This is a genomic window from Flagellimonas oceani, assembly GCF_011068285.1.
Classification (GTDB): domain Bacteria; phylum Bacteroidota; class Bacteroidia; order Flavobacteriales; family Flavobacteriaceae; genus Flagellimonas; species Flagellimonas oceani.
Map to the genome: position 1 here is coordinate 4,076,510 of NZ_CP049616.1, position 25,998 is coordinate 4,102,507.

General features: G+C 40.8%; 31 protein-coding genes and 1 tRNA gene. 9 read left to right on the forward strand and 23 right to left on the reverse strand.

The genetic code is table 11. From position 1 onward, the window contains the following. Positions 1-67 precede the first annotated feature (67 nt). The gene (locus tag GVT53_RS18445; RefSeq protein WP_166249950.1) at positions 68-532 is read right to left on the reverse strand and encodes a hemerythrin domain-containing protein; all 465 of its coding nucleotides are present in this window, start codon (positions 530-532) and stop codon (positions 68-70) included. A gap of 199 nt (positions 533-731) precedes the next feature. On the opposite strand from GVT53_RS18445, the gene GVT53_RS18450 reads away from it, so the two are divergent. Then, positions 732-1,388 (forward strand): metal-dependent transcriptional regulator, encoded by a 657-nt coding sequence (locus GVT53_RS18450; protein ID WP_205791763.1) that lies wholly within the window; start codon positions 732-734, stop codon positions 1,386-1,388. After that, entirely contained in the window at positions 1,388-2,209 is an 822-nt protein-coding gene (locus GVT53_RS18455) for a ZIP family metal transporter (protein WP_166249951.1), read from the forward strand. Before GVT53_RS18450 ends, GVT53_RS18455 begins: the two co-directional genes overlap by 1 nt. A 13-nt stretch (positions 2,210-2,222) precedes the next feature. Here GVT53_RS18455 and GVT53_RS18460 read toward each other — a convergent pair whose 3' ends face one another. The 5 genes from GVT53_RS18460 to GVT53_RS18480 form a co-directional block, all read right to left on the reverse strand. Next, a complete protein-coding gene (locus GVT53_RS18460) occupies positions 2,223-5,339 on the reverse strand; it encodes a VPS10 domain-containing protein (protein WP_166249952.1) in 3,117 nt (1,038 codons plus the stop codon). A 76-nt stretch (positions 5,340-5,415) separates the two neighbouring features. Beyond that, positions 5,416-5,907, reverse strand: coding sequence for a hypothetical protein (locus GVT53_RS18465; protein WP_166249953.1), 492 nt, complete (start codon positions 5,905-5,907; stop codon positions 5,416-5,418). A gap of 3 nt (positions 5,908-5,910) precedes the next feature. Beyond that, positions 5,911-6,387, reverse strand: a complete 477-nt coding sequence (locus GVT53_RS18470) for a hypothetical protein (protein WP_166249954.1) — start codon at positions 6,385-6,387, stop codon at positions 5,911-5,913. Between the two features lie 6 nt (positions 6,388-6,393). Further along, complete coding sequence (locus tag GVT53_RS18475; protein ID WP_166249955.1) at positions 6,394-7,149, reverse strand: SDR family NAD(P)-dependent oxidoreductase; 756 nt, start codon at positions 7,147-7,149, stop codon at positions 6,394-6,396. A 14-nt stretch (positions 7,150-7,163) separates the two neighbouring features. Continuing rightward, positions 7,164-7,904, reverse strand: coding sequence for a DUF6090 family protein (locus tag GVT53_RS18480; protein ID WP_166249956.1), 741 nt, complete (start codon positions 7,902-7,904; stop codon positions 7,164-7,166). Positions 7,905-8,029: 125 nt separating this feature from the next. Here GVT53_RS18480 and GVT53_RS18485 point away from each other — a divergent pair, with 125 nt between their 5' ends. The 3 genes from GVT53_RS18485 to GVT53_RS18495 are packed head-to-tail and all read left to right on the forward strand — an operon-like array spanning position 8,030 to position 9,276. Next, positions 8,030-8,473, forward strand: a complete 444-nt coding sequence (locus tag GVT53_RS18485) for a hypothetical protein (RefSeq protein WP_166249957.1) — start codon at positions 8,030-8,032, stop codon at positions 8,471-8,473. 2 nt (positions 8,474-8,475) lie between these two features. Continuing rightward, positions 8,476-8,880, forward strand: a complete 405-nt coding sequence (locus tag GVT53_RS18490; protein WP_166249958.1) for a DUF2141 domain-containing protein — start codon at positions 8,476-8,478, stop codon at positions 8,878-8,880. A 3-nt stretch (positions 8,881-8,883) separates the two neighbouring features. Next, on the forward strand, positions 8,884-9,276 hold the full coding sequence (locus tag GVT53_RS18495; protein ID WP_166249959.1) for a DUF423 domain-containing protein: 393 nt from the start codon (positions 8,884-8,886) through the stop codon (positions 9,274-9,276). Here the strand turns inward: GVT53_RS18495 and GVT53_RS18500 are convergent. The 8 genes from GVT53_RS18500 to GVT53_RS18535 all read right to left on the reverse strand — a co-directional run bounded on the left by GVT53_RS18500 (position 9,273) and on the right by GVT53_RS18535 (position 15,685). Continuing rightward, on the reverse strand, positions 9,273-9,983 hold the full coding sequence (locus GVT53_RS18500; protein WP_166249960.1) for a DUF4097 family beta strand repeat-containing protein: 711 nt from the start codon (positions 9,981-9,983) through the stop codon (positions 9,273-9,275). The two genes, GVT53_RS18495 and GVT53_RS18500, sit on opposite strands and share 4 nt — an antisense overlap. A gap of 38 nt (positions 9,984-10,021) precedes the next feature. Next, on the reverse strand, positions 10,022-10,774 hold the full coding sequence (locus tag GVT53_RS18505; RefSeq protein ID WP_166249961.1) for a DUF4097 family beta strand repeat-containing protein: 753 nt from the start codon (positions 10,772-10,774) through the stop codon (positions 10,022-10,024). 19 nt (positions 10,775-10,793) lie between these two features. Beyond that, positions 10,794-11,579, reverse strand: coding sequence for a HEAT repeat domain-containing protein (locus GVT53_RS18510; RefSeq protein WP_166250538.1), 786 nt, complete (start codon positions 11,577-11,579; stop codon positions 10,794-10,796). 2 nt (positions 11,580-11,581) lie between these two features. Then, positions 11,582-12,106 carry an RNA polymerase sigma factor gene (locus GVT53_RS18515; RefSeq protein ID WP_166249962.1) on the reverse strand — a complete coding sequence of 175 codons (525 nt, stop codon included), beginning with the start codon at positions 12,104-12,106 and terminating at the stop codon, positions 11,582-11,584. A 209-nt stretch (positions 12,107-12,315) separates the two neighbouring features. Then, positions 12,316-12,459 carry a hypothetical protein gene (locus GVT53_RS18520; RefSeq protein ID WP_166249963.1) on the reverse strand — a complete coding sequence of 48 codons (144 nt, stop codon included), beginning with the start codon at positions 12,457-12,459 and terminating at the stop codon, positions 12,316-12,318. 7 nt (positions 12,460-12,466) lie between these two features. Further along, the gene (gene feoB, locus GVT53_RS18525) at positions 12,467-14,683 is read right to left on the reverse strand and encodes a ferrous iron transport protein B (RefSeq protein WP_166249964.1); all 2,217 of its coding nucleotides are present in this window, start codon (positions 14,681-14,683) and stop codon (positions 12,467-12,469) included. Continuing rightward, positions 14,680-14,925: a FeoA family protein gene (locus GVT53_RS18530; RefSeq protein WP_166250539.1), complete on the reverse strand. Its 246-nt coding sequence runs from the start codon at positions 14,923-14,925 to the stop codon at positions 14,680-14,682. Before GVT53_RS18530 ends, feoB begins: the two co-directional genes overlap by 4 nt. Positions 14,926-15,010: 85 nt before the next feature. Next, entirely contained in the window at positions 15,011-15,685 is a 675-nt protein-coding gene (locus GVT53_RS18535) for an SCO family protein (protein ID WP_166249965.1), read from the reverse strand. 151 nt (positions 15,686-15,836) lie between these two features. Here GVT53_RS18535 and rseP point away from each other — a divergent pair, with 151 nt between their 5' ends. Continuing rightward, a complete protein-coding gene (rseP, locus tag GVT53_RS18540) occupies positions 15,837-17,189 on the forward strand; it encodes an RIP metalloprotease RseP (protein ID WP_166249966.1) in 1,353 nt (450 codons plus the stop codon). A gap of 70 nt (positions 17,190-17,259) precedes the next feature. Further along, a tRNA-Asn gene (locus GVT53_RS18545) sits at positions 17,260-17,333 on the forward strand. Positions 17,334-17,614: 281 nt separating this feature from the next. On the opposite strand, the gene GVT53_RS18550 is transcribed toward GVT53_RS18545, so the two are convergent. Further along, on the reverse strand, positions 17,615-18,469 hold the full coding sequence (locus GVT53_RS18550; RefSeq protein WP_166249967.1) for a hypothetical protein: 855 nt from the start codon (positions 18,467-18,469) through the stop codon (positions 17,615-17,617). A 171-nt stretch (positions 18,470-18,640) separates the two neighbouring features. On the opposite strand from GVT53_RS18550, the gene GVT53_RS18555 reads away from it, so the two are divergent. After that, a complete protein-coding gene (locus GVT53_RS18555; RefSeq protein ID WP_166249968.1) occupies positions 18,641-19,204 on the forward strand; it encodes an SH3 domain-containing protein in 564 nt (187 codons plus the stop codon). Between the two features lie 9 nt (positions 19,205-19,213). Then, on the forward strand, positions 19,214-19,444 hold the full coding sequence (locus GVT53_RS18560) for a helix-turn-helix domain-containing protein (RefSeq protein WP_166249969.1): 231 nt from the start codon (positions 19,214-19,216) through the stop codon (positions 19,442-19,444). 231 nt (positions 19,445-19,675) lie between these two features. Here GVT53_RS18560 and GVT53_RS18565 read toward each other — a convergent pair whose 3' ends face one another. The 8 genes from GVT53_RS18565 to GVT53_RS18595 form a co-directional block, all read right to left on the reverse strand. Then, on the reverse strand, positions 19,676-20,317 hold the full coding sequence (locus GVT53_RS18565; protein WP_166249970.1) for a hypothetical protein: 642 nt from the start codon (positions 20,315-20,317) through the stop codon (positions 19,676-19,678). A gap of 713 nt (positions 20,318-21,030) precedes the next feature. Continuing rightward, positions 21,031-22,224: a hypothetical protein gene (locus tag GVT53_RS18570; RefSeq protein ID WP_166249971.1), complete on the reverse strand. Its 1,194-nt coding sequence runs from the start codon at positions 22,222-22,224 to the stop codon at positions 21,031-21,033. A 54-nt stretch (positions 22,225-22,278) separates the two neighbouring features. Continuing rightward, a complete protein-coding gene (locus tag GVT53_RS18575) occupies positions 22,279-22,686 on the reverse strand; it encodes a hypothetical protein (protein WP_166249972.1) in 408 nt (135 codons plus the stop codon). A 4-nt stretch (positions 22,687-22,690) separates the two neighbouring features. After that, entirely contained in the window at positions 22,691-22,969 is a 279-nt protein-coding gene (locus tag GVT53_RS18580; protein ID WP_166249973.1) for a helix-turn-helix domain-containing protein, read from the reverse strand. 89 nt (positions 22,970-23,058) lie between these two features. Then, entirely contained in the window at positions 23,059-23,790 is a 732-nt protein-coding gene (locus GVT53_RS18585) for a hypothetical protein (protein WP_166249974.1), read from the reverse strand. A 2-nt stretch (positions 23,791-23,792) separates the two neighbouring features. After that, positions 23,793-24,284 (reverse strand): hypothetical protein, encoded by a 492-nt coding sequence (locus GVT53_RS18590; protein WP_166249975.1) that lies wholly within the window; start codon positions 24,282-24,284, stop codon positions 23,793-23,795. A 62-nt stretch (positions 24,285-24,346) separates the two neighbouring features. Next, a complete protein-coding gene (locus GVT53_RS21170; protein ID WP_258537702.1) occupies positions 24,347-24,481 on the reverse strand; it encodes a hypothetical protein in 135 nt (44 codons plus the stop codon). Between the two features lie 16 nt (positions 24,482-24,497). Next, positions 24,498-25,823 carry a tyrosine-type recombinase/integrase gene (locus GVT53_RS18595; RefSeq protein WP_166249976.1) on the reverse strand — a complete coding sequence of 442 codons (1,326 nt, stop codon included), beginning with the start codon at positions 25,821-25,823 and terminating at the stop codon, positions 24,498-24,500. Positions 25,824-25,998 lie beyond the last annotated feature (175 nt).

The window sequence follows — 25,998 nt, forward strand, 5'->3', positions numbered from 1 at the left end:
GCAAAGGAAGTATAGGATAGATTTAACTCGTCCGCATAAATTTACCCTAGTTTTTTAAATATTGAGCTTATTGACCGGGAATGGAGTCGGGCCAAGTTTTACGATATTCGTTCATCGTGGCTTCGTAACTCTTCGCCAAAGATTCTGCTTCATTATCGGAATAAAGATCTTTTGCCTTATCAAAAAAGTCCTTTTCCTCATCCTCAAGATGATGTTCTACCTTTTCAATCAACTTTTTTACCGTTGCCAACCAGTGTGGCGAACTCATGTCCGTATCATCCAGTTCAGCGATCATTTTGTCCATTTCATGATGTTCCGCCATGCCATGTCGGGCATCTTCCTGCATTTCATCACTATCCACCAAAGGGGAATAAAAGTATCGTTCTTCGGCCACGGCATGTACCTCAAGCTCTTTTTTTAGTTTTTTCCAAAGCTCTTTTCGCTCTTTGGTATCGCCCGATGTGTTACTGATCTTATTGCACAGTTCCCTTTGTATATCGTGGTCCTTTTTAATGGCTTTGTAAATTTTCATGGGTTCCTTGTTTAAAATTCTACTTTGGATAAAGGTAAATTTCATCATCCGAGTAGATTAGCTCATTCAAGTAAAATTTTAATAGGATTGGACATCATTTGTTGGCATAAGCATGATAATTGATGGCCCTGTATATTTTAGACATAACTAAAAATAGATTTTGTTTAATAAAAATGTATTTTTGAGTAAATATTTTTTGATGACACGATCAGAAGAGAACTATTTAAAGACCATTTTTCATTTGGGCGGTGGCGATTCCAAATCGATTACCACCAATGCTATTGCGGAGCAGATGGAGACCAAACCATCCTCCGTGACCGATATGGCAAAAAAATTGGCCGAAAAAGGTTTGGTGGATTATGTGCGTTACCAAGGTGTCTCGCTTACCGATACGGGTGTGAAAACCGCTTTGTCCATCATTAGAAAACACCGTTTGTGGGAAGTTTTTTTGGTAAAGAAGCTTGATTTTTCTTGGGATGAGGTGCACGAGGTGGCCGAACAACTGGAACACATCAAAAGTGAAAAGTTGATTGATAAGATCGATGAGCTTCTGGATTTTCCCAAACACGACCCGCACGGCGACCCCATTCCCACAAAAGATGGCAAGTTTCAGGAGCGTGATGAAAAACTGCTCAGCGAAATGCCCATAAATTCCAACGGCGTTTGTGTTGGGGTCAAGGATTCTTCAGTACCCTTTCTCAAATTTTTGGACAAGAACAACATTGCCCTTGGGAACACCATCAAAATATTGGACAAGGAAGATTTTGACAATTCCCTTCGCATTCTAATGGATGGCAAGGAAATGCGGATATCACATCAAATAGCGTCTAACCTCTATGTAAAAAAGAATGACTGATGAATGAAGTAATACAATATTTCCAAGAAATTGACCCTGTTTTGGCCGCTTTGTACGCGACGCTTTTTACTTGGGGGCTCACTGCTGCGGGGGCAGGTCTGGTATTTTTGTTCAAAAGTCCCAATCGGGCCCTGATGGACGGAATGTTGGGCTTTACCGGAGGAGTTATGGTCGCCGCCAGTTTTTGGAGCTTGCTGGCACCGGGAATTGAAATGAGTCCCGGAGACGGTTTTGTAAAAGTGATTCCTGCTGCGGTCGGCTTCCTATTGGGAGCGGGCTTTATTTTTGGACTCGATAAGATTTTGCCCCACGTCCATATCAATTTTAAAATGGATGAGGCAGAAGGGGTAAAGACGCCTTGGCACCGCACCACGTTATTGGTTTTGGCCATTACCTTGCACAATATTCCCGAAGGACTGGCGGTAGGCGTCCTTTTTGGAGGGGTAGCTTCTGGATTTGAGGGTGCCACAATTGGTGGGGCCGTGGCTTTGGCTTTGGGTATCGGGTTGCAAAACTTTCCAGAAGGTTTTGCCGTTGCTGTCCCCATGCGTAGGCACGGCCTCAGTCGAAGAAAAAGTTGGATGTATGGTCAAGCCTCGGCCATTGTGGAACCCATAGCCGGTGTTTTGGGAGCATGGGCGGTACTCACCTTTGAGCCGATTTTACCCTACGCACTTTCCTTTGCTGCAGGCGCTATGATTTTTGTGGTGGTCGAGGAGGTGATTCCCGAAACGCAACAAGACAAATACACCGATATAGCCACAATGGGCTTTATCGGTGGATTTATTATAATGATGACCTTGGATGTAGGTCTGGGATAATCAAAAGTGGGTGTTAATCCACAGTTATTTTTGACCCATTGGCGTCCATTAATAGCGCATTCACCTTTGGCAGCTCTTTCTCCAAAGCGGTGTTCAGTTTGGCCATATGGCCGTTCAACTCTTCAGTCAGTTCTTCGTATACCACGTAGGCGGCATCCGTTGGTCTGGCATCTCCGTTTTCAATGCTTCTTTGCAAGGCATTGAACCTGTTGTTCAATTTGATGGGGAAATTCAATGGATCTTGCCCCGATTGGTTTTTGGTTTGATAAAGGTCTTCTTCGATTTCAGTCAAGGTTTCCATAAAATCTTCGGACAACTTTGTAAATTTCCTACTGGAAACACCTTGGCCCAAACTATCCAATTGTTTGCGGATACTTCGTATTTGAATGACCGCTTCGTTGGCAACGGTTGCTTTTTCAGTGATTTTGGAGGCCAGTTCAAATTGTTTTTGAAGGTCTTCTGCCGTAATTCCTTTGAGGTTGGGGTCCATTTCGATTTTAAATGGATAGCTCTTGATGACTTCTTCCCCAACTTTCATTTGGACGGTATAGCTTCCAAGAGGGGCTTTTGGTCCGGTTGTGGCCGAAGCACCCCAAATAATGATGCCATCAAAAGTGGTGGGCCCGGGATATCTTAAGTTCCAAGTAAAGGTGTTGATGCCTTTTGCCGTTGTGGGCTTGGTGCTGCTAAAACGGCTCCACCACGAAGAACCGCCATCATCTTCATATTTTGGTTGATTCCCTCCGAACGATTCGATGAGGTTGTTGTTGGCATCAAAAATGGAAAAAGTGACCGTATCCACCTCTTGTTCCAAATAATACTGGAAGTTGGCATTGTAAATACCCCTGATGGCATCAGTAGGGGTAAACAACACGTTTTTCTGATTTTTTAGGTCTTCTGAATATTCCCTAAAGGGTTGAATGTCGTCCAATATCCAAAATCCTCTACCGTGGGAGCCCAGAACAACATCGTTGTCCTTGATGACCAAATCCCGGATAGGGGTATCGGGCAAGTTCAGTTGGAGCGATTGCCATTCAGCTCCATCGTTTATGGAAAAATAGACCCCGTGCTCGGTGGCCAGGAACAATAGTCCTTCTCTTTTATGGTCTTCGCGAATCGCTCTAGCAAAGTGACCATCTGCTATTCCCGTGATGATCTTCGTCCAGGTTTTGCCATAATCGTGAGTTTTAAAAACGTAAGGCGCCCTGTCATCCACTTGGTATCTGTTGGCCGCCACATATAAAGTTCCGGGGTTGTGGATGGATTCTTCAATAATGCTCACCCTTGAAAATTTTGGCAGGTCTTCTGGAGTAATATCCTCCCAGTTTTCCCCGCCATCTCTTGTGATGTGAATTTTGCCGTCGTCAGAACCGGCCCAGATGGTGTTGATGTCGTGATTGGATGGCGCCAAAGCAAATACGGTGGCATAAATCTCTGGCCCGTTCATATCCATGGTTAAAATTCCTCCCGTTTTGCCCAAAGTTTCCGGGTCGGCATAGGTAAGGTCCGGACTGATTTTTTCCCAAGTCTGACCGTCGTTTGTGGTTTTCCAAACGTGTTGGGAACAGGTGTACATTACGTTCGGGTCTTTGGGAGCGAACATGATGGGGAAGGTCCATTGCCAGCGCTCGGGCAACGCACTTGCTGGTTCCCCCGAGAAAAATCGCGGGTACACTTGAATGTCACGGGTTTGGCCGTTGCTACGGTCGTAGCGTGTCAAAAGTGCGCCTTGGCTTCCTGCATAAAAAATATCGGGATTGGTAGGGCTTTGTGTGATCCAGCCGCTTTCACCACCACCAACGGCGTAGTACCATTCGGAACTTGGTCCCCTAGCTTGCATAAAGTCCCAGCCATCACTTGGCATGGCCAAAGTGGTATTGTCTTGTTGGGCTCCCGCTACATGGTAAGGTACGTCGCTAGTGGCCATTACATGATAAAATTGCGAAGTTGGATAATCCTGTTCGGTCCATGTTTTTCCTCCGTTGATGCTCACCACACCTCCACCGTCGTTGGCGTTGATCATTCTGTCGGGATTGTTCGGGTCTATCCAAAGATCGTGGTTGTCCCCATGGGGGGGTTCTATTTCTACATCAAAGGTTTTTCCGCCATCGGTGGATTTATAGAAATCCACATTCAACCCATATACCACATCTTTGTCCTTGGGGTCGGCATAAATTCTGGAGTAGTAAAATGCTCGTTGTCTCAGTTTACGTTCGTTGTTGGTGAGCTCCCAGGTCTTCCCGGCATCATCAGAACGAAAAACACCGCCTTCGTTGGCCTCCACAATGGCCCAGACACGGTTGGAATCGACTGGAGAGACGGTCACACCGATTTTACCAATAGGCCCTTCGGGCATTCCGGGGTTCTCGGTAAGGTCGGTCCAAGTTTCACCGCCATCCGTGGATTTCCACAGTTTGCTGTCTGGACCACCGCCCCACATTTTCCAAGCTTTACGGTACACTTGCCAAGTACTGGCATAGAGTACGTTGGGGTTGTTTCGGTCTATGATCAAATCAGCGGCACCAGCTTTGTCGCTTACATAAAGGACTTTTTTCCAAGTTTTGCCTCCATCCACGGATTTAAAAACGCCACGTTCTTCATTTTCTCCATAAGGATGTCCTAAAGCGGCAACGTAAACAATATTTTCATTGGTGGGATCTACGCGAACTCTTGAAATGGCTTGGGTTTCTTCAAGCCCTAGATGGGTCCAGGTTTCTCCACCGTCGGTGGTTTTGTACACCCCATCACCTTGGGTGATGCTTCCCCGCAATTGCGTTTCACCCATCCCGATATAGACCACATCGGGATTGGTTTCGGCAACGGCCACCGCTCCTACGGAGGAACTGGTTACCTGGCCGTCGGTCACGGATTTCCATGTATTACCTCCATCTATTGTCTTCCACAAACCACCTCCCGTGGCTCCAAAATAATATTCGTTGGGTCTTGATGGACTTCCCGAAGCACCTAAAGAACGCCCGCCTCGGTTGGGTCCAATGTTCCTCCACTCAAAACCGCTGTAAAAACTGGTGTCGATGGTAATGGGGGATGCATTTTGTGCGTAAATAAAAAAGGTTGAAAAAAACATGGAAAGTAGCGTCCACGTCATCAAAGGGGTTTTTGGTATTCTCATGATGTCAAGGTTGGTTATGAGTAGTTAGGTTAAAGACACAATTTACTCAATCTTTTTGACATGTAAAGATGAAGTGTTATAGATCTGGATCATCAAAGTTGACTCCGGGCGGATTAAATAGACCCCAGCGGTCCAATGTATAGTTCCAAGGGTCAAAAGTCTGTACCCATTCGGCAAACAAGATTCGGAATTCCTCAATTTCCTGCCGTAACAACTCCAGGTATTCCGTGTGTTTGAACCCCCACATTTCCAAACCTGAGCAGCCTGTCTGAATCTCGCGGCCAGCTTTTCGAATGATGGTTGCATTCTCCATTCGGATTGCATAAAGATCGCCTCCTTCGGCACCTGCTATTTTCGGACAAATGAGCATGGCATCATTTCTCAATTGCTCGGCATGGTGCTGCAAGAGGCCCAACTCGGTTTCGGGCAGGGAGGCATATTCTTCTTCGTCATTTGCGAGGGATGCTATTTTATCTGCCAAATCAAATATCACCCATCCTTTTTTGTAAATGGGCATTTTTTCAAATTCATCGCTATTGGCATCCATTTCATCATCACTTTCAAACATTTTTTAATGATTTAGTTCTTCAAGAATCACCCCATAATCGTGTTGCAAGTCTTCGTGAAGCAATGGGATTTTTTTGTTGATGTACTCCAATTGTCGGTTGTATAAATTTTTTAGTGTGGTATTTCTGTTGATGGATGGCCGAAACGACTTCATTTTTTCACAGAAATACAACAACAATTCCACCTCGGTAGCCTTGTTGCCCGAATAGCGAATGTATTTTTTGATGGTTCGCAGGATTTTTCGAACACTCTTTTTGATGTAGAAATAACTGTTGATGTTGATGTCGTCGAACATATCGTCCACCTCTTCCTTCACCGTTTCGATATACCCTTCTTCGCTGTCGGATTCAAAAAGCAGGTAGGTGAGCAGTTCTTTGTTCTCCTTTTTGAATCTTGCCAAACGTAGGCAGAGTTGCATGATCTCTTCTTGCGACTTGAATTGGAGTTCTTTTTTGAGCTGTGCAACGGTGGCTGCTTTCATAATCGATTATCTTAAATAAGAAGCTCCGTTCACATCTATGATTGTTCCTGAAGAGTAGGCTGCCTCCGAAGATGCCAAAAATAGAATTGCGTGGGCCACTTCTTCGGGCTGAGCCATTCGTTTAAAGGGTGATTCGCGAAGCAGGTTTTCCCGCTCGGCCGGGGTTAGGGTTTCTTTGGCCATTTCGGTTTCGGTGAATCCGGGGGCAACAACGCCAACATAAATATGGTGCGGTGCCAGTTTTTTGGCAAGGGATTGGCTCATCGAATTCAATGCGGCCTTGCTGGCCCCATAAGCTGGTTTTGTGGGTTCGCCCCGAAACGCACCCCGAGAGGATACGCTTACGATATGTCCGCCTCCGGTTTTCATCATGGCCTTGGCTCCCCAATAACAGAGATTGGCCACGGCAAAAAGATTGGTTTCAAAAGTTTTTTCCCAAGCGTTGGTCCAATGGTCAAAATCAACTTCATCAATTTCGTGGAAAACGGAAATGCCCGCATTGTTCACCAAAACATCCAGTTGGCCATAGGCTTTTACAAAATCTTCAATGAGCGCTTCGATCTCTTGTTTTTGGGAGACGTCCCTTTTAAAGAGTTGATGGCCTTCACCCGGCAATTCTGACAAAGTTTGATGGGCCACTTCATCATTACTGCGATAATTGATGCCCACTTTGGCTCCTTTTTGGGCAAAAGCCACGGCGGTTGCTTTTCCAATGCCTCGAGATGCACCTGTAATCAATACATTTTTTCCTGTAAAATCCATAGGGTAAAATATAGCTAGTCTATGTTTTGGTCTATTTTTTTGATGAGCCTATCAATTTTGGACAAGGTGGTTTTAAGAAAATCATCCTGCATATTGATAAGATAACTTATGCCGTAAAGATCGGAAAGAAAAACAGAACTTTTATGCAGTTCCACTTCATCAATGGGTTTTAGTTCTGTATCCAGGTTCAGTTGGGCTTTGGCGAATTCTCGGGTGAAGAATTCGGGAAAAGCCTCGTCCACAACCTTTCGATTCATTTGCACCAAACGTTCTTGGAGACCTTCTGCATAGTTGTATTCATAATAATTGGTCAGCATATTTTTAAGTTGGTTGTCCTGGATGACACTGATTGTTTCCGCAGAGATCATATTGTTGAAGGTGGTGGCACTGGGCTCGAAAAGGCGGTAGTCCACGAATACATCCGTAGATTGGTCCAATATTGCAAGACGTTCCATATTGTTGAGTGTATCGGAAAAAATGCCCATCATTTCGCCGATTACTTTTTGCTTTTTGATGTTGTATTCCAATACGTGCTTTATTGCCAACGAATCTTGAACGAGGGTGGATTTGATTTCGCTGAGGTAAAACTGTTCCTTGCCATCCTGGATTTTTTCATTGTTGCAGGTATTGATCTGTAGGGCCAGCAAAATTCCAATGACCACTAGGACAATTTCACCAAAGGCGTACAGCAAGTACTTCGAAAATTTATTTTCTGTCAATAGAACTCTGCGTATTTTTCTGAAAATGGTCGGCATGGTCAATGGTTTGTTTAAAGATAATAAGTTAGGGCGCAATATTGTACGGATTCCTATGTTGTTCTATTAATTACCTTTGTTTGCGACGCATTGTTTATTTGGGCACAGGTTTTTCGAGAAATACTATGAAATCAAAAAAAAGACATTGGTTGTGGAACGTGTTGATTGTTCTCACTTTGGTTATTTGTGTGCTTGCCTTTGTGGAGCATTATAAAAACTGGCACAAAATCGAAGAGGGCAACCTGAAAATCTTCTCTGGCATTTATTATCAAAAAATACCTCTGACAGAATTGGACAGCGTGCTTTTTGTGGAGAAACTCCCCGAAATGGAACGCTCCAGCGGGTTTTCTTGGATGGAAAGGGAAAAAGGGGTTTTCAAGGATTCCATTACAGACACGAAAGTCTACGTTTTTGTGGACGATCTCTATCAACAGAAAATAAAGTTGGTGCACCACGATTCCCTGAAAATATACCTGAATCTTAAGGACAGTCTGAAAACCGAGGAATTATTCGCAATTTTGCAAATGGAATTGTTGAACAACCAGGAAAAGGCCAAAGGCATCCAATAAATATGAAGATTTTTATTTTTTTACTGTTTTTGCCTTTTTTTAGCCTTGCTCAGAATATCCTGTCCATTCAGGTGAACAATGTACCTTCCGATCATGGGAGCGTTAAAGTCGCGGTCTACGACTCAGATGAGAGCTTTTTGTCCTTTGATCAGGTTTTAAGGTCGGATAGCGTTAATGCCGACATGGGAAGTGTAGTATTGCATATTTCGGATCTCCCTTCCGGCGAATATGCGCTGGCCATTTTCCATGATGAGAACGATAATGGAAAACTGGATACCAATTGGTTGGGCATTCCGAAAGAGAAGGTTGCCTTTTCCAAGGCCAAGATGAAGACTTTTGGTCCGCCAAAGTTTAAGGAATGTGCTTTTACAATGAGTTCGGACCACGAAATACATATAGATCTATAACTTATGGGAACAATTTTTATGGCCCAGCTTATGGGAGCGCTGTATGGACTTTTGGCAGTAATTTTTGGTGCTTTTGGTGCCCATGTCCTAAAAAAGAAATTGACCCCAGAGCTCCTTCAAAGTTTTGAGACAGGGGTCAAATATCAAATGTATCACGCTATCGTACTTTTGGTGCTGAGCTTTAATTTAAATTTTGATAAAGCGCTGGATGCGTGGATGGTCAACTGCTTTATCTTTGGGACCTTACTGTTTTCCTTTAGCATTTATGCCCTTTGTTGGGGTGCGGCAAAAGGCAACAAGCCTCGCTTTTTGGGCCCGGTGACCCCGCTTGGAGGATTGCTTTTGGTTGCCGGTTGGGCCTTGCTGCTCTATTCCTTTGTTTCCAATTTGATTTAAAGCCGTAGGTACATGTTCCCGTTGATGGTGTTCAATTTTAAACGATGCGTGGCACTGTCAAAACGCCCTTCCACTTTTTGGCCCACATAGCGGTCGCTTACGGTAAGTTCCATACCCTCATCGGCATAAATGTTCCCATGGATGGTTTCTGCGGTCAACCTGGAGTCCTTCATCACCAAGTCTATTTCACCGTTGATGGTCTGTAAATCCATATCACCATTGTATTTTTTGATGTCGATGTCCCCATTGATCAACTCCACGGTAAAGTCCCCTTCCATGATTTCGGATTGAAGGTCCCCGTTGATGCTGCTTACTTTTAACGTGGCTCCTTTCGGTACATACAGGACGTAGTTGAACTCATAGGTGTCACCTTCAAAATAATAGCCTTTTTTATCGGGGCGGGTTTTCTTCCATTCCTCCTTAAAAGCGTCAAAAACGTCTTCAACATTGGAGGCAATGCTCAAAAAACTACCGCTTTCGTCAATATCCAATTTAAATTTATCCAGATACTTGCCATCTTCAATGGTAATGTCCGCCTTAAAATAGACGGTGGATTTATCCCAAGTTTTTACCTCGATGTTATTGGCGAATTTTACGTCAAGGTCAATGGACTGTCCTGAATAGTTGAAATTTTTCTCAATGATTTTTTGTGCACTCAAAGTGAGCGTAGCCAACCCTACAAATGCTGTGATGATGATTTTTTTCATGACTGTTCGATTTTTTGATGTTATTACGTAATTGATGTTTATTTCTTTCTGAGGTACATATTTCCATTGGTGGATTTCATGGAAATTTTAACGCCACCACCGTTGATGGATGCTTTAATGTCCCTGCCCAAAACGGATTTCAACCCATTCTTATCTTCAGACTTTACGTCAAAATCAGTGTAGACATTTCCGTTGAGCGTGCTCAGCGCCAAGTTGGCCGGGGTGTTAGAGGGCAGGCTTACATCTACCGCACCATTGGTGGAATACAGGGATATTGGAGAACTTTGGGTCACTTTTCCAAAGGTCACTTCGAGTTCGCCGTTCAACGAGTTGGCGGTCACCGGCCCGTTAACGTTCAATAATTTCACCCCTCCGTTGAGTTGCGCATCGGCTTCGATCTCGCCGGAAAAACCATCGATTTCGATATCTCCGTTCCACGTGCTTTTTACGGCAATGTTCTGTGAAGCGGGCAAATAGATTTCCGCGCCTTTGCTCTTGCGTAGGTTGTAAACGATCAAGGTGTTGCCGTCCTGTACCACAGAAAAACCAACATTGGTGTTGTCCGTACCGCCTTCGCCGACCAATTTTAAACCTTTGGCGCGTTCGGGTGTTTTTACTTCCGGCCCCGATTTTATCAAAATTTCATTGGAGCTGTGGGTTTTTACCACAATATCGTTTTTGGATTCGATTTTCACCCATTGGATGCCATTTAGGGATTTGGTGTAATCGTTCTGCGCTGTGGCAATGCCGCCCATAAAAAGGGCCATTAAAATAAATGTGAATTTTCTCATGATTTTCGTTTTTTGATGTTTATGTAATACTTGGCAATACTGCCCTGATTTGATCCTTGATAAAGGGTTGGGTATCTTCTTTCTCCAATAATTTTTTCATGGGTTCCGCCGCTTTTTTCTCTTGGATCTGTACCAAAGCTTGAATAATGGCGACTTGGATACTCGGGTTTTTTTCTTGTTCCAAGGCTTTGATAAAGGTGGTCTTTACCCTTTCGGAGGAGGTGAATTTCACCAATGCCTCAAAAGCGGTCATGCGAACATTGTCGTTCTCGTCATAGAGCAAGCGGTTGGCCAGTGCTTGGATGATGGCCTCATCGGGTTGTTCAAATTCCTCGATATAGTTGACCCCTTGAATACGTTTGCTTGCGGATTGATTTTCCATCAACGACAACATGGCTGTTTGCTTCATCTGATTTGTTTCGTCCTGAAGTTGTGCAATGTCCTCGTTCACTTTTCGTTGTTGGAAAAGGCTTCCCATTTGAAAGGCCGCGACCAAAAGGGCAATGCTGGCCGCAATTTTCAAAACGCTTCCTGTCCAGTTAGATGATTTTCTCTGATGTATTTGAACGACTTTCCCCTGATTGATTTTTTCTTGTTCCAGAGCCGATTCAAATTTGGCTTTAAGTCTGTCCGTAGGAGCGGGAACTTCTTCATCAAAAATGTTTAAAAAGGCTTTCATCTGCTCCAGTTCCTTCTTGCACTCTGGATATTGTTGAATATGTTTTTCAAATTCCGCTTTCTGTGTTGCGTCCAATGCTCCATCCAGATAGTCCGGTATTAGTTCAAAAACTTGTTGTTTTTCCATGGCTATATACTTTCTAAATAGATATTCTTTAATTTTTTTAAGATCCTGCACACTCTTGTTTTTACGGCTCCGGGCGTAGTTCCCATAATTTCCGCTAGATCATCGTACTTTATTTCCTTGTATCGGTTCAAAATCACAAGTTCCCTGTCGTATGGGTCCAGTTGGCTCAAGGCATATTGGAGGTGGGCATTGTTCTCGCTCAGGTCGTTTTCCTCGTCCCCGGCTTTGTAGGCCAAAACCTCAATATCGTCATGGTTCTTATGGTTTCTTGTGTAGTGTGTTTTTAAGCTGTTGCGTGCTATGGTGAACATCCACGACAAGAAAGACCCGTTTTTATAGGAGTTCCGATACTTGATCAGTTTATAAAAAACATCCTGTGTAAGATCTTCTGCCAACATTTTGTCACCGGACATTTTGTACAGAAAATTGTACACGTGCTTGTGGTGCCGGTCAAAAAGTATCTTGAGCATATCCAAATTGCCCTCGGATACTTTTTGCATGATCATTTCATCTGAAAGTGTTTCCAAATGCTGCTTTTTAGTTGGCGTTTACTTTATATAGTCAGGAAATTAAGAAAGGTTACAGAAAGGGGGTGAAAAAAATGAAAAATTGTTTGATGGAGAGGTAAGTTTCTGAAAAATAAGGCATAGCAGTATCATCAACTACTGAGTGTGGGAGGTGAAATCAAATTGGTCGAAGTATCGACTGCGCTCGACCTGACAAGTAATGGATTGAATCAGCTACAGCCACAATTGTCTTGGCCACAGGAATTGGAGTTGTTGCTCCCTTTGCTGAAGAGTGATTTGGGAAGCAAGAATTTCCAAACCAAATAGCCTGCCGCCACAATCAATGTTCCGTATGCCAATATTTGTTGAATCATCTTTGTATCAATTTAGGATTTGATAGGCTATCAAAGCTATAATATAAGCAAAAACACTCATAAAGCCCAATTGGATCATGGGCCATTTCCATGAGTTGGTCTCCCGTTTTACTATGGCCAGGGTGCTCATACATTGCATGGCAAAGGCGTAAAACAACATCAAAGAAATCCCCGAGGCCAAATTGAACAATGGCTTGCCATCTTCATCCAGTTCGGCGGCCATGCGGCTCTTAATGGTTTCTTCCTCATCACTGCCCACACTGTAAATGGTGGCCAAGGTTCCCACGAACACTTCACGGGCGGCAAAGGAGGTCAATACGGCTATGCCAATTTTCCAATCGTAGCCCAAGGGTTTTACCAATGGTTCGAAGGCTTTTCCGGCCTGCCCGATGTAGGAATGTTCCAACTTGTAGCTGGCAATCTCTTGTGCCACTGCTCTTTCTGTAAGGTCTTGGGTCAATACTTGTACGGAATCCTGTAAGGCATTGGACGACAATCCTTCTGCCTTGCTGGATGCCCGATAGGTTTGTATGTTGTTTTGCACGTAATTTTTACTGTACGTGCTCAGTCCTTCGGTCTTTATGCGTTCTTTTACGATGCTTTCGGCATTATGGAAATCATCGGAATAGCCATTAGAGCCCAAAAACCACAACACGATGGAAATGGCCAAAATAATCTTACCTGCACCGAGCACAAAGCTCTTTGTTTTTTCGATGACGGTATAAACCACATTCTTTACCAATGGAAGTCGGTAGGTAGGCATTTCCACCATAAAAACCGATCTGCTTTTGATTTTTAGGATTTTGTTGAGTACCATGGCGGATAGGAGCGCCATTCCAAATCCGATGAGGTAAAGCAGCATCAGTGTCAATGCTTGATAGCTAAGTCCCAAAATGCTGCCTTCGGGGATTACCAGGGCAATCAAAATCAAGTACACCGGCAATCGGGCAGAACAGGTAGTAAAGGGCGTTACCAAAATGGTGATAAGCCTTTCTTTCCAGTTTTCTATGGTTCTTGTCGCCATAATAGCGGGAATGGCACAGGCATTACCGGAAATCAATGGAACAACACTTTTGCCGCTCAGACCAAAGGGTCGCATCAACTTGTCCATTAAAAATACAACTCGGCTCATGTATCCGGATTCTTCCAACAGGGAAATAAACAGGAACAAAAAGGCTATCTGTGGAATAAAAATGACGATTCCTCCAATACCGGCCACGATTCCTTCTGCGAGGAGGTCTGTGAAGACCCCGGGGGGAAATGTATTTTTGATCCATTCTGCAGCTAGGGCAAATTTTTCATCTATAAAGTCCATGGGGTAGGAGCTCCATTCAAAAATGGCCTGAAAAATGAGCAGTAAAATGGCAAAGAAAATGAGGTAGCCAAAAACTTTGTGCGTCAGTATTTTGTCCAAAGATGCCCTCATGCCCTTGGCGGCCATAAAGTCGACCTTATAGGTGTCCTTTAAAATATTGTTGATGAGCTGGTAGCGGAGCACGGTTTCCTTGTGCTGTAATTTTTTGAGCTCTTCCTTGGACTTGGTGGAAAAGCCTGTGGCATCTTGGATCCGTTTTTTCTCGATGGGCATAAAGTTCACGTCCTGCGTGATCACAAGCCATAACTTGTAGAGGTCCTCCTGCGGGAAGGTGTCCTTGAGGCGTTTAAAATATTCCGGTGATATTCTGCCGGTATCCAGTATGGATTTTGAAGAAATGCTCCTGTAATCTTCAATGAGTTCTTTGATACGATCGATTCCCGTATTTTTTCGGGTACTTACGAGCGCAATTTTTGTATCCAGCTTTTTTTCCAGGCCCTCAATGTCCAATGAGATGCCCTTGCGGTCCATGCGGTCCGCCATATTGATCACTAAAATAGTGGGGATCTTTAGGTCCTTTATCTGGGTAAACAAGAGCAGGTTCCTTTTAAGGTTTTCCACATCGCTGATCACCACGGCAACATCTGGGTAGTCCTTGTCATTTTTATTGAGCAAAAGTTCCACTACCAGACTTTCGTCCAAAGAGGTGGTGTTTAGGCTGTATGTTCCGGGAAGATCTAGGATATGCGCCTTTACCCCTCTGGGGAGTTTACAGATACCTTCTTTTTTTTCTACTGTAATTCCGGGATAGTTCCCTACTTTTTGTTTGAGTCCGGTAAGTTGGTTAAAAACTGAAGTTTTTCCTGTATTTGGATTCCCGATAAGGGCTACGTTGATGTTTTTGCTCATTTAGCCTGCGTTTCTTCAATAATATCCAACTCAATAAGCTGTGCCAGGGATCTTCTTATGGCCAAGTGGCTTCCACTGAGGTTGATGTATAGGGGGTCGTTCAAAGGAGCTATCCGCAAAAGTTCTACACTGTTCCCGGGAAGGCATCCCATTTCCATTAGTTTTACGGGTAGGGTGTGCTCGGTAAAATCCTTTATAATACCCTTTTGTCCATACTTTAGGTCTGCAACGGTGGCCACGATTCTTATTTAGATTGATTTTAAGTAAGGCAAAAATAGGTAAAAATGCGGAACTAGACGGTGCAATTACGGATAAAGCGATTTGGGCTTATTCTAGGTAACTTGCTTTAAGCACTTTGATGTCTTCAAGGAGTCTGTTTATTTCATCACGATCGGTACCATCATAAAAACCGCGGATACGTTTTTCCTTATCCACCAAAATAAAGTTTTCGGTATGGATCATATCGAACGCCCCTCCGTCACCATCGTTCTTAACGGCCAGATAGGATTTTCTCGCCAAATCATATATCTGTTTTTTATCTCCGGTGACCAAGTTCCATTTACTATCGATAACTCCTTTTTCGAGAGCGTAGCGTTTTAATTGGGCAACCGTATCTATCTGTGGCGTAACCGAATGGGACAGAAGCATAATAGTGGGGTCGTTTTTAATGGCTTCCTGTACTTCGCCCATATTTTTGGTCATGATCGGGCAAATGGTAAGGCAGGTGGTAAAAAAGAAATCCGCTACGTAAATTTTATCCTTGTAATTTTCCTGGGTTATGGTATCGCCATTTTGATTCACTAGGGAAAAATCGGCCACTTTGTGGTATTTTTTTGTGTAGTGCAGTGTACTGTCCACCAACGATTTGTCCACCATGGAGGGTTGGTATACCGGGAGTATTTTTTCGGGCTGCAAGGCATTGTAAAATAGGTAGACGATCACTGCCGATAGCCCCAACATTACGATTCCGAACAGTTTGTATTTGGCAAAAAATGAACCCATGTTTGCAAAATTACGCCTCAAAGGGCTATTCTTCAAGCACAAAGCAGTTTATTGTTGCTAAATCTTTCTTAAATCACGAAAGGATAAAATTTGATGTTTTTTTATCAATCTCTAAAAGGTTACTTTTGTGCGTTTTAACAAAAGATAACGAATGACCCCTATAGTAATAAAGACCATACAATTCTTTTTGAGCTTATCGCTTTTGATTGTGCTCCACGAGCTGGGACACTTTATCCCTGCAAAGCTTTTTAAGACCAGGGTGGAGAAGTTTTACCTCTTTTTTGATGTAAAGTTTTCACTCTTTAAAAAGAAAATAGGGGAAACCGTTTACGGTATTGGTTGGTTGCCCTTGGGCGGATATGTGAAGATCTCCGGGATGATCGATGAGAGCATGGACAAGGAGCAGATGCAGCAGGAGCCAAAGCCTTGGGAGTTCCGTAGCAAACCGGCCTGGCAGCGTTTGATCATTATGCTCGGCGGGGTAACGGTAAACTTTATTTTGGCCGTTGTCATTTTTATTGGACTGGTTTTTACCTATGGTGAGCAGTATATCGCCAACGATAGCCTAAAGGATGGTATCTGGGTAACGGACAAGGCTTTAGGTGACGAACTGGGGATTCAAACGGGTGATAGGATTTTAACCATTGATGGGGAAGAAGTAGATGCTTTGTCGCAAATAATGCCCGGACTTTTATTGGGCAACCAATTTACAGTTGAAAGGAACGGACAGGTGCTTGAAAAACAAGTGCCAATAGACGTAATCGAGACATTGTCTGATAATAAGGATAAATCAAGGGCCTTGATTTCTTTTCGATGGCCATTCGTAATCAACGATATTCCCAAAAACTCCCCAAATATTGACAGTGGACTGCAAAAAGGGGATGCAGTGGTGCAATTAGCTGGAACATCTGTGGAGTATAAGGATCAAGTTACCCCTATTTTGGAGGCAAACAAGGGAAAAGAAGTGCCTATTAAGGTTATGAGAAACGGCAACCCGATAGACTTTACCGTTTCCATTACGGATAAGGGTACCTTGGGCGTGGTTTTGGGAATGACCCCGGAGGAATATAAAGAGAAAGGATATCTGGAGCAACGTACATTGACCTATTCTTTTTGGGAATCCATTCCTGCTGGATGGAACAAGGGTGTAAAAACACTTTCTGACTACATCAAGGGCATGAAGAAAATATTTAACCCCGATACAGGCGCGTATAAAGAAGTAGGTGGGTTTGCCGCTATTGGAGGTATGTTCCCCGATACCTGGAACTGGCCGGCATTTTGGGCAACAACGGCATTTATATCCATAATCTTGGCCTTTATGAACATTCTGCCCATCCCAGCGTTGGACGGTGGACACGTGATGTTCTTACTATATGAAATGGTAACGGGCCGTAAGCCCAGCGATAAATTTTTGGAGTATGCCCAAATGATAGGGTTCTTTATTTTGATCGCTTTGTTGCTGTTTGCCAATGGCAACGATTTGTACAAGTGGCTTTTTAAATAGAAAACCATTTTTTTTGTTTGTGGTGTAAAAAAGAATCTATTATATTTGCACCCGCTTAAGGTAAAAATATTCCTCCTTAGCTCAGTTGGTTAGAGCATCTGACTGTTAATCAGAGGGTCCTTGGTTCGAGCCCAAGAGGGGGAGCAGACACGACCCGGTAAGTATTGTACTTACTGGGTTTTTTGTTTTCGCGCCTCTTTTTTATCCAACACTTTATCCAATATTAAGGAATGTAACTTGATTTCTTCTACTTATTTCATTTATAGAAATTATGCTAACTTTTTGTCATCGCATTATTTATTTCTCACTACATCCAAACCAAGTAGAATTTAGTGTTAGTTAAGTATTCTTTTGAAAACAAGTTAATTTGGCACCGTTTTACAATAGTAGGCAATGTCAAAAAGATAAATTCTAATTTCACTAGGTTATTTCTTTTCTGTTTGTTGTTGTATCCAAAGATTTTCAAATCGTTGAATCAATTCGTTTTCTGGAAAGTTATTTGAAACATATCTTTTGAAGATATAATTTTTCCCTTTCAAGTGTTTATCTGTAAAAGAAACTACATAGTAGCAATACTCCCAGTTGCCTTCAACTTTTAAATATTTGATTATTTGATCCCAAGTTCCATTTAGCGCGCTGAATGCTATTGCAATAGGAAATTCACCGTTAAAGTATTCCATGTCATATTTCGAAGCATCACTGTAAAAAAAGGAAGGTAAGATTTCCTGAAATTCTGTGGTTTTAGTCCAGGCAACTATCTGGAGGTTGACTAAAGTATTTGTTCCACCTCTTGTTAAACCAAACTTAGATTTTGCAGAATCCAAACTGTTAATTTGTGGTTCTATATATGCATATCCGTCTCCACCAGTTAGGTTTTTCATATTTAAGTCTTGTAAATCCAAAATTCGTTTGAAACTATTAGAGTACTGACCAATTCTTTCTAATTGGCTATCAGTCTTTTTATCAACGTTGACAATAACATCGTTTAAATTATCAACGTTAGTCTTAAGTAATTCGGCCTTTTTAATGCTTGATTCAATGGATTTAGAAATATTGACTGCTCTAATGCTATCCTTTTCAATTTCCTTATTTCTAGTTACCTCGTCTGTGATAGTTCCAAATGTTGAGAATATCATAAGAAATACAGATAAACCTATTACTGAATTTTTTTTACGTTTTTTACATTTGGTGCTTTTACAATCTAAAATTTGAATAACTACTATTACGGTTCCAATAAATATTGATACAATATTTATCCATGGATATTCATTCCAATTCATATTGGGTCGAGATTATTAAAAATTTGAATGTTAGAAGGGATTGTTATAAAAGTAGAGAAAGACTTAAAAACTTGCAAGATTTTAGATTATAGTGTTTCTGTTTGTATTAGTTAAACAGGTATATTTAATTAATTTTGACCTGAAAATCAAAAACTTACAATCGGAACTTAAATGAGGATAGTAATTTTTACATTTTTTCTGCTCCCAATAATTGGATTATCACAGAATCAAAAGATAGAACAATTACAAAAGGCTAAAAAGGCAGTTTTAAATAATGTGCAATATTGGAGTGATTCTTTAAAGGTTATTCAAAGGGAAATAGACAAGGAAACTGCAAAATACATTTCTCCTGAAGATGCTATATTTTGTGCTACATCTGGAGCGGAATTGAGGTCAAAAGCAGATAGAGGGTCAGAACTAATTTCAAAATTGCCAATTGGGACTACCCTTTATGTTCAGGAAAAGAACAATAACTATTACCGTGTCATTACAGAGTATGGCGAAGGGTTTGTTTTTCAATATTATGCTTCGAAATTAAATTGCCCTCAATCGAACAACCAAAAGGTTGCTGCCAAGGCATCACTTAGTAGTTCGCCATTAGCAAAGTCAAAATCTACCAACTATACAAGAAAGTATAGTAGTTCAAGGAGATACATAAGAGGCCCTAGAGGAGGATGTTATTATATCAATAGTAATGGCAATAAAACCTATGTTGCCCGAAGTCTATGTAATTAAACTTAGCATATGGCAGATAAGAGGAGTATAGAAACCTTTCAAGATGTGGCCACCTATTTAAAGGAATGGAGAAAGGGCAATAACATCAGTCAAGAGGAATTCTCAAGGTTTGCAAAGGTCCAAAGAACTTGGTATAGTAAGATTGAGAGGGGCCAGGCCGAAAACATAACACTTAATTCCCTTTTGAAATTACTTAATGAAATGGGATGTGAATTGGTGATTAAAGACACACACGCTTAAACAGTGGGGAGAATGCAACCTCAACTTTCAACAAAAGGTAACTTCGTGCAATACATTTGATATATATGTATTGTTTTCTGTATTTAATAAACTATCAAAAAAAATAAATTTCAATAAACTGTAAAACAGTGTTTTATGTAGTTTATTTGAGGATTTGGAAAGGGTATAAAAACAAGAATAGATTAGTTTTATGGTACTAATGATAGTGCTGAATCTAATTGAATCCAAAAATCAGAGAGATGAGGTTGAAAGATAGTTGTTGTAAAGTGTTGATGGTGTTGATGATAATACACTGGGCATTACCATTTTTGGAGCGGTTCCAACTATCCCCATACTCTGGACTTGTACCTTTTTTTGTTGCGGGGTTGGGTCTCTTAAACTATCTGTGAATCCCGCACTCATTCCGATATTTGCTAAATTGTCCATACCGCTCAAAAAGTTTTGCTGCCCAGTTGCCAATTTTTGTCCAAGGCCGGCAAGTTCATTTGCTTGTCGTTGCTCGTTCATGGCCCTAATGGTCTTTTCATCTTCGGCAATCAATCGGTTACGTTCACGTATCTGGTTGTCCAGATCCATGGCGGCCTGACTGTTCACGTCATTGCTATACTGCTGAATTTTTGGAAGTTCGGAAAGAACACCACGGACACCGCCACTTCGTGCGGCATCGACCATTCCGGCCGTTGTCCTTGATGCTTCTTCACGGATGATATCGGAACCTACTGTGCTTATGGGCATATCCTCATAAACATTGTCGAGATCTTGAAATTCAAAATTATCAATGGCCTCTTGCGCTTCCTTTTCCTGTTTATTGCCTTTGAACAACTGTAAACCAGAAGAAAGTGCGCTTAAACCTAAACCAAATAAAGGACTCATAGTATCAAAATTTATTATCAAATATAAATATACGATAGATGGTTGTTATAGTAATGATTTGAATACAGAAAATATAAATTCTTGAATTTTTGTACATTGTAATTCCCCCGCTCAAATGCACTGTGATTGTGAGCCATGATTAATACTACGTTAAGCAGGAATAAACAATTTTTAGCCGGAACAGTTTCAACCATCGTTTTAGGTTTTATCACCTGGATGATTTTATATACACCCGATATAGACAAGAAAATAAGTTCACCTAATTCACATAAAGTTTTGGATAGGATTTGTGGCGATATCGATTCAACCACTTGTAATCAGTTAAGGTTTAAATATAAACTTCTAAATATAGTCAAGGAGAATGAAGTGAAAGGTGCTGCCTATTTTCAAGTTTATTATGGAATTAGGTATGAGGATCTTACCTTTCGTGATTTGATTGAAAGTAAAGATTAAAACGATTTTATTCGTATTACAAATCTCTAGCCCCATACTTCTTTAATGTAAACAAAGATGCAGTATTGCCCACACGATAGTACCCTTGGGAGGTAATACAGATAATATGGGTTTTTCCATCTTAGGAAAATCGGATTTCTCGACCCCACGGGGGTTCATTAGGTTTTTAAGGGTTAGGTTTTTTGAGTTTTTCTTTGCATCTCCCTTCTGAAAAAATTGACCTCAACTATAATTTGGCGCCAAGTTTTTAGCATGGTGGTTTAATTGAAAAGAATCGGATCAGAATAAAAATCTCGTTTGCTGTAAAAGTAATTTCTGATCTGTTTGCTCATCATGTCATAAACCGTTCTTTCAAATTTATTGTACTCTCCAGTAAGAAGTATTGACTGCAGTCTTTTGAATTCTTTTAGGTTGGTTTTTTCAAGATGTTTTAACCCGGTATTGGAAAGTAATTTGGAGCCCTCTTTTTGCATTGAAATATCTATGCCCGTTACTGGGCATATTCTGTTTTTTAAAGGGGTATTATTTAACCCTATATTTGAATGGTTAAATTGTTCCACAAAGGGTGTTTCGGAAAGTTGGTTAAATTGTTCCCTTTTTTTGTTCACTAAGAGTGCCAATTCAGATTTAAGATTTTTGCTTTTTGATTCAATCAGAATATTCAATTTCTTTCTATCTCTATGTCTTTTTTTTGGAGTTAAGCCGGACCAATATCTCGGGTTTTTAAAGTCTTTTAGTTTACTTTTTTGTTTGTCTTGCAATCCTTTCATTTGGATGGTAATATCATAGTAAAGTACTTTTTGTAATTGCTTTATTAAATAATCAAACGCAAGCCCTATGACGTTAGGGCCAATATCCGCCATTGTTCTGAAACCAACATGATTTAATTGGTGTTGCATTTTAAGAACCTTGATTTCAAATCTTAGGGTATTGGTTTGCATAGCATATTGTCTGCCCTTATTGTAAATCTTAATGATGTATTGCTGATGGATTGATTGAGCGTAAAGGCCATCAAAATGAAACTCAAATTCGTTACCCTCAAAAAGTAATAACCATTTAATGAAGTCTTGTGGATTGAATATGGAATTAAGGTTAAGTCCTAACTCAATATTTTGAAGTACTAAACATTCAGGGGTGACATTAAATAGCGAACAGATATGTTCCCTTATTTCAATTATGTCTTGAAAATAGAAGTCGTTCCCGTTAAATCCTTTGGGGTCTCTATTCGGTGCTTCTATGCCTTTGATTGAATTATGCATCTTATGGATGCTGCCGGAGAAAAAAATTGTTCCGCTATCATAGACTTTAATTTTGCATTTGTGATATGAAGCAACCATGAATTTTCCCAGTTCTCCTGTCTTCTCTGAAACTGTGCGATGAAACTCCAAATAAGGGTGGTTTGTGAGTTTGTCAATATCACATTCAACTACTTTTATTTTAACGAAATCAATCATTATCTTTACTCCGTTGTCTATGCGGATAACATTTTGAACAAAATAGATAGGGGGCTAAATGCCCCCTTCTTTTTTTACTTCGGCCTGTGCAAATTCTAAGGTGAACCTTTTGGGGCTTCTGGGGTAATAATCTTTGAAGTAGTAGATGTTTAGTGTTTTACCCCCTTGGGTCAATTCAAATATCAAAAGGTGTTTCTTGTTGTTTAAATCGCCGTAGGTCCATCTGGGCTGTGAGGTTTTAAACATTCCTGTTGTAGGTTGCCGGTTCTCCAAATGGTCGTCCATTTCGGTTAACCATTTTGTAACGCCCTTCGCTTTGGAGCGTCCCATATCAATTGTGATTTTAATCCAATCACTCACTGGTCTTATACCTTCTCGGTATTTAAATTTCATGGAACCACCATTAATACCTTTCCTATCGTAAACGGATTTGCTGAAAATGCGGTTTTTGAACTTCTCCATGGCATTAATCGTTTAGGGCAATTAATGCCGATTCAACTTCACTTCTTTTGTAATAGACCTTTCCGGAAAGACCATAGGATTTGAGTTTTCTTTTTTTGGTCCATAAATACAATGTGCTAAGGTTGATTTTTAGAAGTTCGGCAGTTTCGGATCTTGATAGAAGTTCCTCGGGGTTCTTGGGTTGGAAACACTTTTTGAGTTCGTCAATTTGTGTTTTGACATCGTTGTTGATGTCATTTCGTAATTGCTGTGGCGTGGTGCCAATGAATTGAATCTGGTTCATAAGAGCATTGCTTTAATCATTAACAATGCTTAAAATTCAATAAGGGAGAATGATACTAAAAGATGATACTTAGTATCAATTCAGTATCATTATTGCCTTAGATACTCTTTGTGATTGACAGGGATATTATTGGACTTACAGTGATTAAGTATCTCCTTTTGGTGTGTTTGGAAAACATCATTCTCATTTTCCGAATTTTCTCTTTTTGCAGTTGCGGAGAACTGACCCCTAAATTTCTTAAAATCGAAATGTGCGGCTACTTTTGACCATGAACCGTGAATTTTGTAGGCTTCATCTGCTTCACCCGAAAGAAACAATGCCCCAATTTTAACTCTTGTTGGAGTCGATTTAGGTGGTTTCTTGTTTTGTCTTTCTAAAATCTCTTGTTCTAAAGGTTCGATTGTTGTTATGACCTCATCGTTGTGTATGGTGAAATCAAATAAAGGGAAGCCTTCGGGGAACAAGTTTGAAAAATTTAATCGCCCAATTAGATACTTAATATACTGGGAATAAACAATGGCCTTAAATCGTGTCTCTTGAAATTTAGTAAGGTTAGAATCTTTGATTTTTTGGTTTAATTGATATTCTACCTCTTCGGTTTCAATTAGAAGTTTAGCCTTTTTAACCTCTGAAATAATTACTTCTAAATCTTCGGGTATGCAAATGAAATGTATCATTCTTGCCACCTCAAGGCCAGTTTCTAACTCTTCTTTTTTTGATTTGAAGGATTCTTTGGAAAGCAATTCATTTATTCCCTGGATAAAATTGGTGCGAAAACCTTGGTAATCTTCATTTATGTCGAATGCAGGATTTCTTTTCATCGCTAATTAGGATTTCTTAAGTCTCCTTGGTCCCTAATCCAATTCCGATCGGCTTCAACCTCTTCCGGTGTCATGTTGGCCCACCGTTTTTTAAAATAGACACCGATAATATCATGCTTTTTCATTCTTTGTTCTTCCCGTCTAATCCTTGTTGCTAGACTGGCCCCGGCTCTGTAATGAAATTGCTCATGGTTGATTTTCCATTTAAAAAGCACATGAAGCCGATATTCATAATTCTCTATGGCCTTGTCTATAATCTGATGATAAAGAATATCAAGTTCCTTTCTGGTCAAGGAGGTGTAATCAAAAGTGTCTTTTAACTTTTTCTGACTATTTCCCGAACCATTATTTGAACTTCTTTTTTGGCCGTGCTCCTTGAAGTGTTCCTGTGCCAGTTTGTCCATCTTGATCCAATCCGTTGGTGATTCTTGCCATTTCTTGATTGTTGCCTGTTTCGCTTCCGAGGATTTCTTGTGTGCTTCGCTTAAATACATTTATTTTTCGTTTTCAAGGTTGTCTCGATGGTGGTCAGGGGAGTATTTGACTTTTAAATATTTTAATCAAGGCCCAAATTTCTTTTTGCCATGGCAATCTCAATTTTGGTTAATTCAAGTTTTAACTTAAGAGAAAGGTTTTCTTCTTTAAGTTCTCTTAGCCATTCCTCCTGTTTTTCAAATAATGTTTTCTTCATCTGTATGTATTTTGGGTTAATTGTTTACGACTTTAAGTTGAGGTTCTTTTCTGCGTTGGTCTTCTTGTTCCATTGCATCAAATTTTGCTCTTGCAATCCTTGAAAGTGTTGGGTCCGACTTATCTATGTATGTCAAAAAATTACGTTCGTTTACGTGGCCCGTTATATTCATTATCTCTTGCGTGGACCAATTCCCCAAGTTATAGAAGTTGCATGCAAAGGAACGCCTGCCGGTATGGTTGCTGATCAATTTGTGTTTTGGGAACAAACCTTTTTTACCGTTGTACCTTCCCTGAACTTTTTCCCTAAGCCCGGATATTCTGCAAACCTCCTTTATTAATGTGGATAGTATGCTGCGCTGACTTTGCTCGTTGTCGGTGAATTTTGGAGGGAAATCATTGCCGTATCTCCCAAGTACCTCATCCACCTTGTAATGAATAGGTATTTCAATATTCTTTCCGGTTTTGAATTGTTTGAGAATAATATACTTACCACCATCAATGGTCTGGATGTTGTTTTTGGTGAAGCGGTGCAAGTCTGAAATTCGTTGAGCGGTGTAGCAGGAAATAATGAACCAATCCTTTGCAATCTGAAGCCGTTCATTCGGCATCTCCTTTTCAATGATTTGATCAATTTCTTCAAAGGTCAAATAGGTTACAATATTTTCGTCTTGAAAACCTTTGATGTTCATGTAGTCAGGGTCAACCTTGCAGCCATTCAGTTGCGAATCCCTCACAATCGTTTTAAGGCGCTTAATGTATCTTCCCTTAGTATTTATGCTCTTTATCTCTGTATTGGTTAGATAATCAAGAAAATCAGTTGCAAATCGCGTGTTAACCTCTTTAATTTTCAACTTATGGCCCTTGTGCTTTTGATACTTCTCCAGTATTTTGGAAAAGTTGAGGTATTTCTCAACGGTGTTTTGTTTGTAGTACAGTTTTACGTTATTCCGGATATAGGTCCTTTTCTTTAAGTCTTCACTAAACCATTTAGAATAAGGCACCAAAAACTCTTTTTCCTTGATGGGTTCCAAGTTGTTAAACTTCTGTATGATGGTTTTTATGTGCTTACTTTCAATATCGAACAGTCCTTTGGTCTCATCTTTCTCGGTATCATCAATGAATTTGTCCAACTCTCTTGCAAGATCGTTGAGACGGTTTTTTAATTTCTTGTTCTTAGGGTCGTTTTCCTTGGGTAAGTTGGTGGTGTGGTTCCAATCCTTTGCATTTTGAATTGATAGGCCCGTGGAGAGTCGAAAATCTTTTTCCCGCCCAATATTGAGTCTTAGATATACTTTGCAGGAGCCTGCCCTTTTATGGGGATAGAATTTAATATTTGCCATTTTGAACACTTGAAAGTTAGGTATGTTGGATAAAATATCCAACATATTATCCAACATTCTTAAAACCAAACACAATTTTTATAAATCAATTGCAATTATAGAGCCAGTAAAATAAAGGGTTTTAGGTGTGTTGAAGTTGTTATCTATCTATGGTAATATGATAATAGCACCCCAA

Excerpts from the sequence above, each read along its gene's own strand:
- GVT53_RS18445 (WP_166249950.1), bottom strand. The coding sequence starts at position 532 with ATGAAAATTTACAAAGCCATTAAAAAGGACCACGATATACAAAGGGAA.
- GVT53_RS18450 (WP_205791763.1), top strand. The coding sequence starts at position 732 with ATGACACGATCAGAAGAGAACTATTTAAAGACCATTTTTCATTTGGGC.
- GVT53_RS18455 (WP_166249951.1), top strand. The coding sequence starts at position 1,388 with ATGAATGAAGTAATACAATATTTCCAAGAAATTGACCCTGTTTTGGCC.
- GVT53_RS18460 (WP_166249952.1), bottom strand. The coding sequence starts at position 5,339 with ATGAGAATACCAAAAACCCCTTTGATGACGTGGACGCTACTTTCCATG.
- GVT53_RS18465 (WP_166249953.1), bottom strand. The coding sequence starts at position 5,907 with ATGTTTGAAAGTGATGATGAAATGGATGCCAATAGCGATGAATTTGAA.
- GVT53_RS18470 (WP_166249954.1), bottom strand. The coding sequence starts at position 6,387 with ATGAAAGCAGCCACCGTTGCACAGCTCAAAAAAGAACTCCAATTCAAG.
- GVT53_RS18475 (WP_166249955.1), bottom strand. The coding sequence starts at position 7,149 with ATGGATTTTACAGGAAAAAATGTATTGATTACAGGTGCATCTCGAGGC.
- GVT53_RS18480 (WP_166249956.1), bottom strand. The coding sequence starts at position 7,904 with ATGCCGACCATTTTCAGAAAAATACGCAGAGTTCTATTGACAGAAAAT.
- GVT53_RS18485 (WP_166249957.1), top strand. The coding sequence starts at position 8,030 with ATGAAATCAAAAAAAAGACATTGGTTGTGGAACGTGTTGATTGTTCTC.
- GVT53_RS18490 (WP_166249958.1), top strand. The coding sequence starts at position 8,476 with ATGAAGATTTTTATTTTTTTACTGTTTTTGCCTTTTTTTAGCCTTGCT.
- GVT53_RS18495 (WP_166249959.1), top strand. The coding sequence starts at position 8,884 with ATGGGAACAATTTTTATGGCCCAGCTTATGGGAGCGCTGTATGGACTT.
- GVT53_RS18500 (WP_166249960.1), bottom strand. The coding sequence starts at position 9,983 with ATGAAAAAAATCATCATCACAGCATTTGTAGGGTTGGCTACGCTCACT.
- GVT53_RS18505 (WP_166249961.1), bottom strand. The coding sequence starts at position 10,774 with ATGAGAAAATTCACATTTATTTTAATGGCCCTTTTTATGGGCGGCATT.
- GVT53_RS18510 (WP_166250538.1), bottom strand. The coding sequence starts at position 11,579 with ATGGAAAAACAACAAGTTTTTGAACTAATACCGGACTATCTGGATGGA.
- GVT53_RS18520 (WP_166249963.1), bottom strand. The coding sequence starts at position 12,459 with ATGATTCAACAAATATTGGCATACGGAACATTGATTGTGGCGGCAGGC.
- feoB (WP_166249964.1), bottom strand. The coding sequence starts at position 14,683 with ATGAGCAAAAACATCAACGTAGCCCTTATCGGGAATCCAAATACAGGA.
- GVT53_RS18535 (WP_166249965.1), bottom strand. The coding sequence starts at position 15,685 with ATGGGTTCATTTTTTGCCAAATACAAACTGTTCGGAATCGTAATGTTG.
- rseP (WP_166249966.1), top strand. The coding sequence starts at position 15,837 with ATGACCCCTATAGTAATAAAGACCATACAATTCTTTTTGAGCTTATCG.
- GVT53_RS18550 (WP_166249967.1), bottom strand. The coding sequence starts at position 18,469 with ATGAATTGGAATGAATATCCATGGATAAATATTGTATCAATATTTATT.
- GVT53_RS18555 (WP_166249968.1), top strand. The coding sequence starts at position 18,641 with ATGAGGATAGTAATTTTTACATTTTTTCTGCTCCCAATAATTGGATTA.
- GVT53_RS18560 (WP_166249969.1), top strand. The coding sequence starts at position 19,214 with ATGGCAGATAAGAGGAGTATAGAAACCTTTCAAGATGTGGCCACCTAT.
- GVT53_RS18565 (WP_166249970.1), bottom strand. The coding sequence starts at position 20,317 with ATGAGTCCTTTATTTGGTTTAGGTTTAAGCGCACTTTCTTCTGGTTTA.
- GVT53_RS18570 (WP_166249971.1), bottom strand. The coding sequence starts at position 22,224 with ATGATTGATTTCGTTAAAATAAAAGTAGTTGAATGTGATATTGACAAA.
- GVT53_RS18575 (WP_166249972.1), bottom strand. The coding sequence starts at position 22,686 with ATGGAGAAGTTCAAAAACCGCATTTTCAGCAAATCCGTTTACGATAGG.
- GVT53_RS18580 (WP_166249973.1), bottom strand. The coding sequence starts at position 22,969 with ATGAACCAGATTCAATTCATTGGCACCACGCCACAGCAATTACGAAAT.
- GVT53_RS18585 (WP_166249974.1), bottom strand. The coding sequence starts at position 23,790 with ATGAAAAGAAATCCTGCATTCGACATAAATGAAGATTACCAAGGTTTT.
- GVT53_RS18590 (WP_166249975.1), bottom strand. The coding sequence starts at position 24,284 with ATGTATTTAAGCGAAGCACACAAGAAATCCTCGGAAGCGAAACAGGCA.
- GVT53_RS21170 (WP_258537702.1), bottom strand. The coding sequence starts at position 24,481 with ATGAAGAAAACATTATTTGAAAAACAGGAGGAATGGCTAAGAGAACTT.
- GVT53_RS18595 (WP_166249976.1), bottom strand. The coding sequence starts at position 25,823 with ATGGCAAATATTAAATTCTATCCCCATAAAAGGGCAGGCTCCTGCAAA.